The organism is Curtobacterium sp. MCSS17_015 (genome assembly GCF_003234265.2).
Taxonomy (GTDB): Bacteria; Actinomycetota; Actinomycetes; order Actinomycetales; family Microbacteriaceae; genus Curtobacterium.
Genome location: NZ_CP126256.1, coordinates 2,355,697 through 2,368,662 on the forward strand (window position 1 = coordinate 2,355,697; position 12,966 = coordinate 2,368,662).

12 protein-coding genes are annotated in these 12,966 nt (G+C 72.5%); 3 read left to right on the top strand and 9 right to left on the bottom strand.

What is annotated here, in order from left to right:
- Nucleotides 1-31: 31 nt before the first annotated feature.
- Nucleotides 32-529 (top strand): SRPBCC family protein, encoded by a 498-nt coding sequence (locus DEJ18_RS11150; RefSeq protein WP_111211205.1) that lies wholly within the window; start codon nucleotides 32-34, stop codon nucleotides 527-529.
- Here DEJ18_RS11150 and DEJ18_RS11155 read toward each other — a convergent pair.
- From DEJ18_RS11155 to DEJ18_RS11190, 8 genes are all read right to left on the bottom strand, one after another.
- Nucleotides 496-1,323 carry a MurR/RpiR family transcriptional regulator gene (locus DEJ18_RS11155; RefSeq protein ID WP_111082682.1) on the bottom strand — a complete coding sequence of 276 codons (828 nt, stop codon included), beginning with the start codon at nucleotides 1,321-1,323 and terminating at the stop codon, nucleotides 496-498. The genes DEJ18_RS11150 and DEJ18_RS11155 overlap by 34 nt on opposite strands.
- Nucleotides 1,320-2,612 (bottom strand): allantoate amidohydrolase, encoded by a 1,293-nt coding sequence (locus DEJ18_RS11160; RefSeq protein WP_111211092.1) that lies wholly within the window; start codon nucleotides 2,610-2,612, stop codon nucleotides 1,320-1,322. The genes DEJ18_RS11155 and DEJ18_RS11160 overlap by 4 nt, the downstream gene beginning before the upstream one ends.
- Entirely contained in the window at nucleotides 2,609-3,922 is a 1,314-nt protein-coding gene (locus DEJ18_RS11165) for a pyridoxal-phosphate-dependent aminotransferase family protein (protein ID WP_111211093.1), read from the bottom strand. The genes DEJ18_RS11160 and DEJ18_RS11165 overlap by 4 nt, the downstream gene beginning before the upstream one ends.
- Nucleotides 3,923-3,965: 43 nt before the next feature.
- Nucleotides 3,966-5,558, bottom strand: coding sequence for an AtzH-like domain-containing protein (locus tag DEJ18_RS11170; protein ID WP_181434244.1), 1,593 nt, complete (start codon nucleotides 5,556-5,558; stop codon nucleotides 3,966-3,968).
- Complete coding sequence (locus DEJ18_RS11175) at nucleotides 5,549-6,619, bottom strand: acetamidase/formamidase family protein (protein WP_111211208.1); 1,071 nt, start codon at nucleotides 6,617-6,619, stop codon at nucleotides 5,549-5,551. Before DEJ18_RS11175 ends, DEJ18_RS11170 begins: the two co-directional genes overlap by 10 nt.
- Nucleotides 6,612-7,991 (bottom strand): allantoinase AllB, encoded by a 1,380-nt coding sequence (gene allB / locus DEJ18_RS11180; protein ID WP_258376975.1) that lies wholly within the window; start codon nucleotides 7,989-7,991, stop codon nucleotides 6,612-6,614. Before allB ends, DEJ18_RS11175 begins: the two co-directional genes overlap by 8 nt.
- Complete coding sequence (locus DEJ18_RS11185) at nucleotides 7,988-8,749, bottom strand: aspartate/glutamate racemase family protein (protein WP_111211094.1); 762 nt, start codon at nucleotides 8,747-8,749, stop codon at nucleotides 7,988-7,990. The genes allB and DEJ18_RS11185 overlap by 4 nt, the downstream gene beginning before the upstream one ends.
- Before the next feature lie 148 nt (nucleotides 8,750-8,897).
- Nucleotides 8,898-10,457, bottom strand: a complete 1,560-nt coding sequence (locus tag DEJ18_RS11190) for an NCS1 family nucleobase:cation symporter-1 (protein ID WP_111211095.1) — start codon at nucleotides 10,455-10,457, stop codon at nucleotides 8,898-8,900.
- Nucleotides 10,458-10,661: 204 nt separating this feature from the next.
- Here DEJ18_RS11190 and DEJ18_RS11195 point away from each other — a divergent pair, with 204 nt between their 5' ends.
- Entirely contained in the window at nucleotides 10,662-11,591 is a 930-nt protein-coding gene (locus DEJ18_RS11195; RefSeq protein ID WP_111211096.1) for an ABC transporter ATP-binding protein, read from the top strand.
- Complete coding sequence (locus DEJ18_RS11200) at nucleotides 11,588-12,496, top strand: ABC transporter permease (protein WP_111211097.1); 909 nt, start codon at nucleotides 11,588-11,590, stop codon at nucleotides 12,494-12,496. The genes DEJ18_RS11195 and DEJ18_RS11200 overlap by 4 nt, the downstream gene beginning before the upstream one ends.
- Nucleotides 12,497-12,634: 138 nt before the next feature.
- On the opposite strand, the gene DEJ18_RS11205 is transcribed toward DEJ18_RS11200, so the two are convergent.
- Nucleotides 12,635-12,853, bottom strand: coding sequence for a hypothetical protein (locus tag DEJ18_RS11205; protein ID WP_111082674.1), 219 nt, complete (start codon nucleotides 12,851-12,853; stop codon nucleotides 12,635-12,637).
- Nucleotides 12,854-12,966 lie beyond the last annotated feature (113 nt).

A 12,966-nucleotide genomic window follows, 5' to 3' on the forward strand; every position in this document is an offset into this window, starting at 1 on the left:
CATCCTGCCGTCGGTGCGCCAGGATCGTGGCATGAGCGCTGCCGTCCGGATCGTGACCGACCTGCCGGTGCCACCGGAGCGTGCCTTCGCACTGTCCCTCGACATCGGCGCGCACCTGCGGTCGATGGCAGCGAGCGGCGAGCAAGCCGTCGCCGGACGTACCAGCGGCACGATCGGGCTGGGCGAGACCGTGACGTGGCGAGCCCGCCACCTCGGCGTCGTCTGGCGGATGACGAGCCGGATCACCGTCCTGGAGGCACCTTGCGCGTTCGTCGACGAACAGGTGCGCGGGCCGTTCGCCCGGTTCCGGCACGAGCACCGGTTCGAGCCCACGGCCGAGGGGACACGGATGATCGACGAGCTCACGTTCCGCGCGCCCCTCGGTGTGCTCGGGCGGGTCGCCGAGGGGCTCGTGCTCCGCCGCTACCTCCGGACGCTCATCGTGGAGCGGAACCAATCGCTGGCGTCCGAGCTGCGCGTGGCGTCCGACGACCGTCAGGACCCGGCGAGTTCCCCGAGCGTGTCGTAGGCGTTCGCGACGGCGTCGACCCTGGTCCGTCCGGCCGGGCCCGCGGCCTCGTAGACGTCGTTCGTGATCGCGGCGACGACGGCGAACAGGGCCGCCATCGAGTCGAACGCCGAGGGCGAGTCGACCGGACACAGCACGGCGGTCGTGGCCGGTGCCGCGATCAGCGCCGCCGTCGGATCGCCGAGCACGACGACGTCCGCGCCCGTCCCGACGCAGTGCCGGACCACGCGGTCGACGCCGGCCGCGTGCCGCCGGACCGTGACGATGAACACGAGGTCGCGCCGGTCGAGGTCGGCGACCTCTTCGCCGAGGCGCTGCCCGGGCGAGGGACCGATGCGGACGTCCGGCCGCACCTGCGCGAGTTGCGCCCGGAGCTGCAGGGCGATCGGGTAGGCACCACGCTCGCCGAACACCAGGACTCGTCGGGCACGCATCACCCGTCGGGCGAGACGAGGTCGGTCGGCCCGCGCGAGCGAGGCGAAGGCTGCGTCCAGGTTCCGGGCCTCCACCGCACGCTGGTCGACGTGGGCGGCGTCCTCCGCAGCCCATGGCAGGCCGGTGCCGCGGGCCGACATGAGGTTCTGCCGGACCTCGGCCGCGTCCTGGAAACCCAGGGACCGGACGAGCCGTGACACGGTCGCCTTGGAGGTCCCGGACTCCGCGGCGAGCTGCGCGGAGGTCCCGACGAGCAGCAGCTCAGGATCGTGTCGGATCATCGCGGCGACCCGCCGTTCGGCGGGCGAGAGCCGCTCCCACACCCGGTCGATGCGTCCGCGGACGTCGGGGGCGGTCACGCGTCGACCTCGTCACCGAGGCGGTGCTCGTGTGCGAGACGCTCGATCGCCGCGGTGAGCGCGTCGACCCCGAGCGCGACGTCGTCGGCCGAGACGAACTCATCCGGGTGGTGACTGATGCCGTCGGGGTTGCGGAGGAACAGCATCGCGACGTCGGTGACGAGGCCGAGGGACATCGCGTCGTGGCCGGCGCGTGAGAACAGTTCCAGCGGTGTCGGTTCGCCGGTGGCGACGATGCCGGCGCGGATCGCGTCCATGAGCCGTGGTGCGCAGAAGACCGCGGGGGCACGGTGCACCTCGGTGGGGGTGACGACGACCCCGCGGCGCTCCCCGATCTGCCGGAAGGCGTCGGCGATGTCGTCCCACACCCGGTCGCGTCCGTCGTCGAACTCCCCGCGGAGGTCGACCGTGAACGTCGCGAGGCCCGGGACCACGTTGACGGCTCCGGGCTCGACCACCATGGTCCCGACGGTGCCGATGTGCTGCTCCGCACGGCAGATCCGCTCCACGGCGAGTGCTGCTTCGGCGGCGGCGAGCAGGGCGTCGTGGCGGCGTTCGTAGGGCGTGCCGCCGGCGTGCCGAGCCTCACCGACCGCCTGCACCGTGAAGCGACGGGCACTCGCGATGCTCGTGACGACGCCGAGCGCCTGGCCGGCCTGCTCCAGGGACGGGCCCTGTTCGATGTGCGCCTCGAGGTAGCCGACGAGCGATGCCGGGGCCACGGCGGCCTCGGTGACGCGCCGCGGGTCGAGACCGAAGGACTCGAAGGCGGACCGGAGCGTGGTGCCGTGCGCGTCCGCGAGGTCCCACCACGACTCGTCCCACACGCCGGCGACCGCGGAGGAGCCGAGCAACGCCTTGCCGAACCGGGTGCCCTCTTCGTCCGAGAAGGCGATGACCTCGAGTGCGAACGGCAGCGCGCCGTGGTCGTCGACCAGGCGGGCGACGACCTCGATCGCCATGAGGACCCCGACGACGCCGTCGTACCGCCCCGCGTCCACCACGGTGTCGAGGTGCGACCCGAGCAGGAGGACCGGGGCGTCCGGCGTCGATCCCGCCGCTCGTCCGTGCAGGTTGCCGGCGGCGTCCTGCCAGGTGCGCAGCCCGGCGTCGCGCATCCACGCGCCGACGGTCTCGTTCGCACGGGCGTGCTCGGGTGACAGGTACACGCGGGTGATGCGCCCGGGCGTCTCGGTGAGGGCGGCGAGTTCGTCGCAGCGGGCGACGATCGTGTCCGCTGCCGTCCGCGCCCGCTCCGTCGCGACCGACGTCCGCACGGCGGCGCTCATGCGGGCGCTCCCGCGGCGACGGGTGCCGACGCGTCCGTGGCCGTGGCCGTGGCCGTGGCCGTGGGAACGGTCGGCACCGTGGTCGGGGCCCCGTCGGCTGCCGCGGCGTACACGTCGAGCGCCGCGTCGACGCCGCCACCCTGCGGCACGGTCTTCCCGCCGCGCCGCAGGCACTGTTCGAGGGCGGCGAGCGTCGTCACGACCGTGTCCTTCCGCGCGTTGTAGCCCATCGTCCCGATCCGCCACACGCGGCCGTGCAGGGGGCCGAACGAGGTCCCGATCTCGATCCCGTGGTCCTCGAGCATCGCAGCGCGGACGGCGTCCCCGTGCACCTCGTCGGGGATCTCGACCGCGACGACGTTGTGCATCTTGTGGTCGACGTCACCGAACACCGTCAGGCCGAGCCCGCGGACTCCGTCCAGCATCGCTCGTCCGGCCAGTGCGTGCCGCTCGACGACGGCGTCACGGCCCTCCTCGAGCAGGATGCGGGCACACTCGTTCGCCGCGTAGAGCATCGACGCCGCCTCGGTGTGGTGGTTGAGGCGTCGGGGACCCCAGTAGTCGATGATCATCGCGAGGTCGAGGTAGTTCGACCGGATCGGGTCGTCGGACACGTCGTCACCGGGCTCGCGGATGCCGGCCTCGACGCTCCGGCGCGCGTCCAGCACGGCGACCGCCGCCGGGGAGAGGGACAGTGGCGCACTGCCGGAGGGTCCGCCGAGGCACTTCTGCAGCCCGGCGCTGACGGCGTCGATCCCCCACGCGTCGACCTCGAGCGGGTTGCCACCCACCGAGGCGGTGACGTCCGTGTAGAAGAGCACGCCGTACCGGTCGCAGACCGCCCCGAGTTCGTCGAGCGGCTGGTTCATCGTCGTCGAGGTGTCCCCCTGCACGATCGCCAGGACCTTGGGCCGGACGCGGGCGATGGCGGCCTCGATGACCGAGGTCGGGAAGACCTGCCCCCACTCCGTCTCGATGGTGTGCACGGTCGCGCCCGCCCGTCCGGCGATCTCGGCCAGGAGGTGCCCGAAGCGCCCGAAGACCGGGACGAGCACGGAGTCCCCGGGGGCCAGCAGCGACACGAGTGCCGCCTCGATGCCGGCGCGCGAGGTGCCGTCGACCAGGACGGTGGCGTCGTTCCGCGTCCCGAGCACCTGCCGGTACAGCTCCTGCGTCTGGTTCATCGTCTCGGTCATCCACGGGTCGTACTGGCCGACGAGCGGCGTGGACAGGGCGCGGAGCACGCGGGGGTCGGCGGTGATCGGACCCGGCCCCATGAGCAGCCGGGTGGGTGGGTTGACGGGATGCATGTTCGTACCTTCCGTTCCTTACACGATCCTATTGGAACGCTTGTTACGGTGCTGTTGCAGCGGCGAGGTGCGCTGCGAGGTCGACGAGCGCGACGTCCGAACCGGCGGACCCGACCAGGGAGACACCCACGGGCGCCCTGTGCACGGTCAGGAACGGAGCACTCACCGCCGGGAGCCCGCCGATCCCCGCGACCGACGTCATCCGGAGGGTCGCCCGTCGCGTGGCGAGCACCGCCGGACGGTCGGCCGTCCGGAGCGGCGCGGGACCCGGCACCGTCGGGAGCACCAGTGCGTGACCACCCACCGCCGAACGCACCGCGGCCCGGAACCGGTGCAGGCCGTCCCGCGCCCTGGCCTCGTGCTCCGCCGTGATCGCGGCAGCTGCGGCGAAGCGTTCGGCGACGTCGGCTCCCAGGACGCCGGGGTGTGCGGCGACCCACGCCCCGTGGTTGCGGTGCGCCTCGGCGCCCTGCACGATCCGCAGCGTCTCGGCGAGGTCGTCGAGGTCCGGCAGCTCCACCGGTCCGACGTCCCGCCCCGTCCGCGCCAGCCAGTCCTCGAACGCACGCCGGGTGGCGGGGTCGGCGGCCGCGAGGAGGGCGTCGCAGACGAGCAACGACGGCTCGAGGGCTGCCACAGCGGGACCGAGTGACCCGGTCGCGACCGCTCGGAGGGTGTCGAGCCGTCGTGTCAGCCATCCGACCGTGTCGAAGCTCTGCGCGAGTGGCAGCACGCCGTCGCGTGACACGAGGCCGCGCGTCGTCCGCAGGCCCCACAGCCCCTGGTAGGAGGCGGGCACACGGATGCTGCCGGCGGTGTCCGTGCCGAGTCCGACGTCGGCCAGGCCCAGCGCCACGGCGCTCGCCGGACCGGACGTCGAGCCGCCGCTGATGCGCTCCGGATCGGCCCCGTTCGGCGGACCACCGTGGTGGGCGTTCTGTCCGGCGAGCGCGTACGCGAACTCGTCCGTGCGCGCGATCCCGATGACGTCGGCCCCGGCGTCCAACAGCGTCGAGACGGCCGGGGCGTGCACCGCCTGGACGGGCGCTGTGGACTCCCACGCGGGGTTGCCGGCACCGATCACCTGACCGCGGACCGCGAACAGGTCCTTCACGGCGACCCGGAGCCCGGCGAGCGGTCGATCGATCTGCACGGCACCCGAGCCGGCGACGTCAGCGCCGACGACCTGAGCGCTGACATCGGAGCCGCCGACGTCGGCACCATGGACGAGGGGGTCGCCGACCACGCGCCACACCGACCGGTCGAGGGCCACCGCGCGGCTCGTGACGTGCGCGGCTCGGATCCGCCAGGTCCCGTCGGTCCGGCGCCAGAGCTGCGTCTGCACCCCGCTCCCCCCGTCGACGAACCGGGACTCCCCAACGACGAGGACGACGTCCGGAGCGAGTCGCTGGACGTCGACGCCGACGAGTTCACGGCGGGCGACACCACCCCGGGTCGACCGGAACGCGCTGATGCGGTCGTGCCCGCGGAGCAGCCCGGCCCCGTCGGCCCTGAGGGTGTCCGGCCCTGACTCGAACAGTGCGTCGAGCACCGCGGTGTCGTCCCGCACCAGGGCGTTCTCGTAGGCATGGAACGCGAGCTCCAGACCGTCCGGCCAGGTCCCCCTCAGTCGCACGTCGGCACCGCCTGGAAGTCGCTCTTGCGCACGGTCGCGTGCACACCGCACACGAGATCGACGACCTGCGAGATCCGGAAGTCGGTCGCGGCACTGAGGTACGCGTACGCCAGGTGCTCCTCGACACCCCACCGCGCCCGGAGCAGCGTGATGGCGGCCCGGACGCACCGGCGGACGGCGTCGTCGAGGTCGGCGTCCATGCCGGTCGGGACGAGGAACTCGGTCGTCTCCGCCAGGGGTCCGACCAGCTCGCCGAACCGGGCGAGCGCAAGAGCCCGCGGCACGAGGTCGAGACGCAGGGTCAGGCGGAGCGAGGCCTCCATCGCGGTGAGGGCGACCTCGCCGTCCCCCTGCGCGAAGTGCGGATCACCGACGTAGACCCCGGCTCCGGGCATCTGGACGGGCAGGTGCAGCGTGGAGCCCGCGGTGAGCAGCGCGATGTCGACGTTCCCGCCGTGCGGCCCGGGCGGGACGGAGTGCGGCCGGACGTCGCTGTCGACCGTCACCCCGACGATGCCGGGGAACGGACGGAGCGGGAACGTCACGACGCGGAGCCCGCCCTCGACCACCGGCAGCCGACCGAGGTCGACGCCGTCGCGGGTCACGACGTCCGCGAACACCGAGACCGGGTCGTCACCGCGTGGGAGTTCTCCGGGCAGCGCACCGCGGCCGTGCCGGTTGGAGATGACCCCGTACGGCACCCGCGGGACGGCCGCCAGGACCGTGACCGACACGACGTCACCGGGTTCGGCGCCCTGGACGCCGATCGGGCGCGAGACGAGGTGGGGGCCGTCGGCGGCATCGCGGGTCAGCTGACGGGCGACGTCGACCGCGTCGGGCAGGACGCCGTCCGGCGCGACACCGTGCCGCCCGAAGAACGCGACGGGGTCCGAGCCCTGGTCGGCCAGCAGACCCTCGTGGCTGAGGGTGTCGATCGTCACCACCGTCCCGGGGGTGACGGTGCGGACGGCGACGTCGGTGCGACTCGGCAGTTGTCCCCAGAGGACGTCGTCGGGCGTCGAGCCGAGGTGCACGGCGGCTTCGACGAGCGCGTCAGGCACGGTCCACCAGCTCTCCGGCGACCGCGTCGACGGTCGTGACACCGTCGGTGGTGGACGTGATGCGCCGACCGCGCAACCAGGTCTCGGTGATCCGTCCCCGCGCCCGCAGCCCGTCGAAGGCGGAGACCGGGTTGCGGTGCTCGAGCGCGCCCGCCTCGATGGTGGACACGGCGTCGGGGTCGAACACCGCGAAGTGCGCGAGGGCCCCCGGCGCGATGACACCACGGTCGGTGAACCCGGCCAGCGCCGCGGGTCCGGTCGTCACCGCGGGCAGCACCGCATCGAGTGGCAGGCCGCGTCGGTCGGCCTCGGTCCACAGCGCGCGGAAGCCGACCTGGAGTCCGGCGATGCCGCCCCACGCCAGACCCCAGTCGTGGACCTTGAGGTCGGCGGTCGAGGGCGAGTGGTCGGACACCACCATGTCGATCGTGCCGTCGAGGAGCCCCGTCCAGAGCGCGTCGCGGTTGGCGTCGTCGCGGATCGGTGGGCAGCACTTGTACGCGGTCGCGCCGTCGGGGATGGCCCCGGACTCGAACGCCAGGTAGTGCGGGCAGGTCTCCACCGTGATGTGCACGCCGTCGGCCTTCGCCGCTCGGATCATCGGCAGCGCACCGGCGTCGGAGAGGTGCAGGACGTGCACGCGGGCACCGGTCTCGCGCGCGCCCTCGATCACCCGGGCGATCGCCGATCGTTCGGCCTGTGCGGGTCGGGTGTCCAGGAAGTCGCGGTAGCGCGTGCCCAGTGCGTCGTGGCCGACGAGGTGGTCGGGGTCCTCGGCGTGCACGATGAGCAGGGCGTCGAGGGCCGCGACCTCGGCGATCGCCCGCCGCAGTGCGACGGGGTCGAGATGTGGGAACTCGTCCACACCGGACGGTGCGGTGAAGCACTTGAAGCCGAACACCCCGGCGTCGTGAAGCTCGCCGAGGCCCCCCGCGTTGTCGGGGACCGCGCCACCCCAGAACCCGACGTCGACGGCCACGCGTCCGGCGGCGCTCGCCCGCTTGACGCGCAGGGCGGGCACGTCGACGGTCGCCGGGATCGAGTTGAGCGGCATGTCGATGATCGTCGTGACACCGCCGAGTGCCGCCGCGCGGGTGGCGGAGGCGAAGCCCTCCCACTCGGTGCGGCCGGGTTCGTTGACGTGCACGTGCGTGTCGACCAGTCCTGGGAGCAGCACGTGGCGGTCCGGCACCGTCACGTCCTGTCGGGCGGCGAGCACGGCGTCGAGGGGCTCGACGGACACGACCCGCCCCTCCCGCACCACGACGGCTGCTGCGCGGAACGCACCGTCGATCCAGGTGCGCCGGGCACGGAACACGAGGTCGACGGGTGTGCGGTGGTCGGTCGCCGCCATGGTCTGGAGGCTCGTCATGCGCCCGCCCCCATCGTCACGCGGGTGTCGGGCAGCGCGAAGGGTGCGAGCATCCCCGTGAACGGCTTCGGCGGTGGTGCCGCGTACTCGCCGTGCTTGCCGGTCGTCAGGCCGAGTCGGACGAGGGACTCGGCGAGGAGGGTCGCTGCGCTGACGCCGTCCACGACCGGAGCCCCGATCTCGTCGGACACGGCCGCGCAGAAGTCGGCCATGCCCGCGCACCCGAGCACGACGGCGTCGGCTCCGTTGGCGATGACCTGTCGGCACTCGGCGACGACGAGGTCCCGCGCGCCGGACGTCGGGTCGTCGAGTCGCAGCACGGGCACCTCGCACGCGCGGACCTCGGTGAGGAGCGACGAGCACCCGTAGCGCTCCGCGAGTTCCCGGGCTCGCCCGGTCGTCCGCCTCAGGGTGGTGACCACGCCGAAGCGCCGACCGAGCAGGGCGGCCGTCCGGTAGGCACCCTCCGCGATGCCGATCACCGGACCGCTCGCCAGCTCCCGCGCGGCGTCGATGCCCGGGTCCCCGAAGCAGGCCACGACGATGGCGTCCACCCCGTCCCGCTCGCCGACGGCGACCTGTTCGAGGAGCCCCGGCACGGCGAGTGCTTCCTCGTAGTGACTCTCGATCGAGGCCGGTCCCATCGTGGGCTGCACGGCTTCGACCACCGTGCCCGTCCCGACGACCGCAGCCGCGGCACGGCCGATCGCCGCCGTCATCGACGCGGTGGTGTTGGGGTTGACGACACGGATGCGCATCGCGGGTCCTTCCGGTGGAGCTGGTGTGCCGGGTGTGATGCCGGGTGGTGACGATCCTCGACGGGCGGGTGGCGGGCCTCCCGGCTGTCCACAGGGGCGCCCGCCGCAGGTCAGGTGCGGGCGCCCCTGTGGAGGAGGAGTCACCCGGTCAGGCGCGACCGGTCGCGGCGCCGTCGTCGACCGTCGGGTCGTCCGCCGAGAGGACGGGCATGCTCGGGAACCGGCGCTCCAACGCCCAGAACACGACGAGCCCGAGCCCGCATCCGATGAACCAGCTGTAGGTGCTGAGCTCCTGGGCGACGCCGAGGGCCGGCGGCAGGACGGCACTGGCGACGGACACCGCACCGGTCGTGACGAGGGTCCAGATCGCGTTGGGGTTGAAGCCCTTCCGGTACCAGTACCGGGCGGCCGGGTCCATCGAGTACATGTCGTCGACCGCGACGCGCTGTTTCCCGACGATGTAGTAGCCGGCGATGAGGATCCCGAACAGCGGGCCGATCAGCGCTCCGAGGACACCGAGCGTGTAGAGGATCGCCTGGTCGTTGCCGTACCAGTTCCACGGGGTGAGGAGCACCGAGCCGACCGCCGCGATCATGCCGCCCGCCCGCCAGCTGATCCGGCGCGGGGCGACGTTCGAGAAGTCGAACGCGGGGCTGATGAAGTTCGCGACGATGTTGATCCCGACGGTGGCGGTGACGAAGGTCAGGCCGCCGAGCAGGATCGCGAAGGGGGCGTCGATCGCCTGCACGGTCGCGATCGGGTCGGTGATGAGTTCCCCGAAGACCGGCACCGTCGCGCTCGCACACAGCACGGTCAGGATCGAGAAGAACAGGAAGTTGACCGGCAACCCGAGCAGGTTGCCGCGCTTGACCGCGGCGAAGGACCGCCCGTACCGCGAGAAGTCGCCGAAGTTGAGCATCGGGCCGGAGAAGTAGCTGACGACGAGTGCGATCGCGGACAGCATCACCGGGATGCTCGCGCCGAAGGACATCGGCTCGCCGACCGACAGCGTCAGCGAGATGTTCCCGATGCCGGCCCGCGCGACGAGGTACACGGCGAGCGCGATCATGACGACGTAGACCGCCGGCCCGGCCCAGTCGATGAACTTCCGGATCGCGTCCATGCCCATCCAGAACAGGGCACCCTGCGCGACCCAGAGCACGGCGTACGAGATCCAGCCGAGCGCGTCCAACCCGAGGAACGACGGCTCGAGCAGCGCTGCCGAGCCGGGGATGAACTTGAGGAACACGATGTTGAGCGACTGCGCGGCGAGGAAGGTCTGCACGCCGTACCAGGCCATCGCGATCAGCCCGCGGATGATCGCCGGGACGTTCGCGCCGAGCACGCCGAACACGGCGCGGTTGATCACCGGGTACGGGACACCGGTGCGCTGCGACGGCTTCGCGACGAGGTTCGCGAACACCTGCACGATGAGGATGCCGACGACCAGGGCGACGAGCACCTGCCAGCTCGCGATGCCGAGGGCGAAGAGCGAGCCGGCCGTGACGTAGCCGCCGACCGAGTGCACGTCCGACATCCAGAACGCGAAGACGTTGTAGCTCGTCCAGGTCTGCTTCCGCAGCGGGGCGAGGTCCTCGTTGGTGAGGGCCGGGTCGTACCCGGGCTTGATCAGGCCGGCGCCCGCGGGGGCGGTCGACGTGACGGGGGCGTGGGGCGGTGCGACGGGTGCCGCGACTTCGGTTGCCATGACGTCCTCCGGAGTGGGAGAGGGTGAGGTCGGCGTCTGCCTGGGAAGGAAGCTACGGACCCCGGTCGCACCGCCCGTTTCCCCCGTGTGACGACCGTGTGACATGACACCTGCACCGGAACGATCGTTCCAACAGCGGGAGGCGGGGATCTCCCCCTCGAGGGGGAGGCAGCGACGGGACCCGCTGCCCTAGCGTGACCAGCGATGATCGAAGTACAGCACCTCTCCAAGCGCTACGGCCCGAAGACCGCGGTCGACGACGTCTCGTTCGTCGTGCACCCTGGGATCGTGACCGGCTTCCTCGGTCCGAACGGCGCCGGCAAGTCGACCACCATGCGCATGATCATGGGGCTCGACCGTCCGACCTCCGGCAGTGCAACCGTGAACGGCCGGCCGTACCAGAGCTTCCGCGACCCGCTCCGGCAGGTCGGTGCCCTGCTCGAGGCGAAGGCCGTGCACTCGGGACGCAGCGCGTACAACCACCTGCTCGCCCTCGCTGCGACCCACGGCATCCCGAAGCAGCGGGTGCACGAGGTCATCGAGATGACCGGCCTCGAGTCCGTCGCCCGCAAGCGCGTCGGCGGGTTCTCCCTGGGCATGGGGCAGCGCCTCGGCATCGCCGCGGCGCTGCTCGGCGACCCGCGCACCCTGATCCTCGACGAGCCGGTGAACGGCCTCGACCCGGACGGGGTGCTCTGGGTCCGGCAGCTCGCCCGCCGTCTGGCAGCGGAGGGGCGCACGGTCTTCCTCTCCAGCCACCTCATGAGCGAGATGGCGCAGACCGCCGACCGCGTGGTCGTCCTCGGTCGCGGCAAGGTGCTCGCCGACGCCCCGATCGCGGAGTTCGTCGCCGGCGCCGGCGGTCCCGCCGGCAGCACGGCACTCGCCCGGGTCGTCGTCCGGACCCCGATGCCGGACCAGCTGTTCACAGCGATCGGCCCGGCAGCCACCGTCACCCAGCGCGAGGACGGGTCGTTCCTCGTGGTCGGTCCGGACGCACCGACGGTGGGTGACATCGCCGCCCGCGCCGGTGTCGTCCTGCACGAACTCACCCCGACCGGAGCGAGCCTGGAAGAGGCCTACATGGCCCTCACCCGCGACGACGTCGAGTACCGATCGGAGGGCACGCGATGAGCGCGGCGCAGCAGACCGACCACCGTGGGGCCGAGCAGCACCGTCACCGCGGCAAGAGCTCCCTGCAGGGCAAGCACCTCGGCTTCCTCCGGCTCGTCCGTAGCGAGTGGATCAAGTTCTGGAGCATCCGGTCGACGTTCTGGTGCTTCGCCGTCATCGCCGTGCTGACGATCGGCCTGGCGACCCTCATCGGCGCCCTGGCGGAGGGCGACGCGCCCACCACCGACGCCGCGAACCAGACCATCGTCGGGATGAACACGATCAGCGTGTACCTGTCCGCGCTCGTCGTCGGGGTGCTCGGTGTCCTCATCATCTCGGGCGAGTACGCCACCGGACAGATCCGGTCGACGTTCACCGCGGACCCCGGACGCCTCGGCGCCCTGCTCGCCAAGGCCACCGTGCTCGCCGTCTCGACGTTCCTCGTCAGCGTCGTCGCCACCTGGATCGGCGTCGCCGTCTCGACCGCACTGCAGTCGGCGAAGGGGGTCCATCCGGACCTCACCGACCCCGCGGTCGTCATGCCGCTCCTGGGTGCTTCCGTGTACGTGACGCTCGTGGCGCTGCTCGCGTTCGGCATCGGTCTGCTCGTCCGGTCGAGCGCCGGCGGCATCGCCATCACGCTCGGCATCCTGCTCGTGCTGCCGATCGTGCTCAGCCTGGTGTCCATGCTCGCCGGCATCGACTGGCTCGGCACGGCCGCTGGCTACCTGCCCGATGCGGCCGGCGGACAGCTGTACGCCTACGCGTCCGACGCTCCTGCGAGCGGCTCGTCCGGGGCCCCGGCGACGGCGTCGGTGGAGGGCAGTTCCGACCTGAACGGGTGGAGCGGTGCGGGCGTCCTCCTCGCCGAGGTGGTCGTGGTGGTCGCCCTCGCGATGGTGGTCGCGCGACGCCGCGACGTCTGAGCACACCGGCACACCGGCACACCGGCACACCGGCACACCGGCACACCGTGCCGACACCGGTGACCGGTCGCCGACCGACGGGAGGCCCGTGGCGAGTCCGCCCCGGGCCTCCCGTCCGTCAGCCGACGATCGAAGTGGTCATCCGCCGATCCGCCGCTTCGAGCCACCGCGGGCGCGCAGCAGCCTGCCCACGACGAGGGTCACGAGACCGCCGACGGCGACCAGCAGGGCGACCAGGGCCGCCACCCCGGCGCCGATGTTCGCCCCCGTGCCCTCGGGCAGCGGGATGCTGTTCCACCACAGCGCGAGCCGGTGCCCGGCCAGCCCGACGACCGTCAGCACCGCACCGATGACCATCAGGCGATGCGACGACCCCGGGCCCCTCCGCAGTCGGGGCGATCGCTGCGGGCGCGGCGGCGGCATGTCGGTCATGTGCTCATCATGCCCGTGCCCGTGCCCGCGGACGCCGT

Bases quoted from the DNA above. Each gene is read 5' to 3' on its own strand.
- DEJ18_RS11150 (WP_111211205.1), top strand. From the start codon at position 32: ATGAGCGCTGCCGTCCGGATCGTGACCGACCTGCCGGTGCCACCGGAG.
- DEJ18_RS11165 (WP_111211093.1), bottom strand. From the start codon at position 3,922: ATGCATCCCGTCAACCCACCCACCCGGCTGCTCATGGGGCCGGGTCCG.
- DEJ18_RS11205 (WP_111082674.1), bottom strand. From the start codon at position 12,853: ATGGTCATCGGTGCGGTGCTGACGGTCGTCGGGCTGGCCGGGCACCGG.
- DEJ18_RS11200 (WP_111211097.1), top strand. From the start codon at position 11,588: ATGAGCGCGGCGCAGCAGACCGACCACCGTGGGGCCGAGCAGCACCGT.
- DEJ18_RS11190 (WP_111211095.1), bottom strand. From the start codon at position 10,457: ATGGCAACCGAAGTCGCGGCACCCGTCGCACCGCCCCACGCCCCCGTC.
- allB (WP_258376975.1), bottom strand. From the start codon at position 7,991: ATGACGAGCCTCCAGACCATGGCGGCGACCGACCACCGCACACCCGTC.
- DEJ18_RS11195 (WP_111211096.1), top strand. From the start codon at position 10,662: ATGATCGAAGTACAGCACCTCTCCAAGCGCTACGGCCCGAAGACCGCG.
- DEJ18_RS11185 (WP_111211094.1), bottom strand. From the start codon at position 8,749: ATGCGCATCCGTGTCGTCAACCCCAACACCACCGCGTCGATGACGGCG.
- DEJ18_RS11160 (WP_111211092.1), bottom strand. From the start codon at position 2,612: ATGAGCGCCGCCGTGCGGACGTCGGTCGCGACGGAGCGGGCGCGGACG.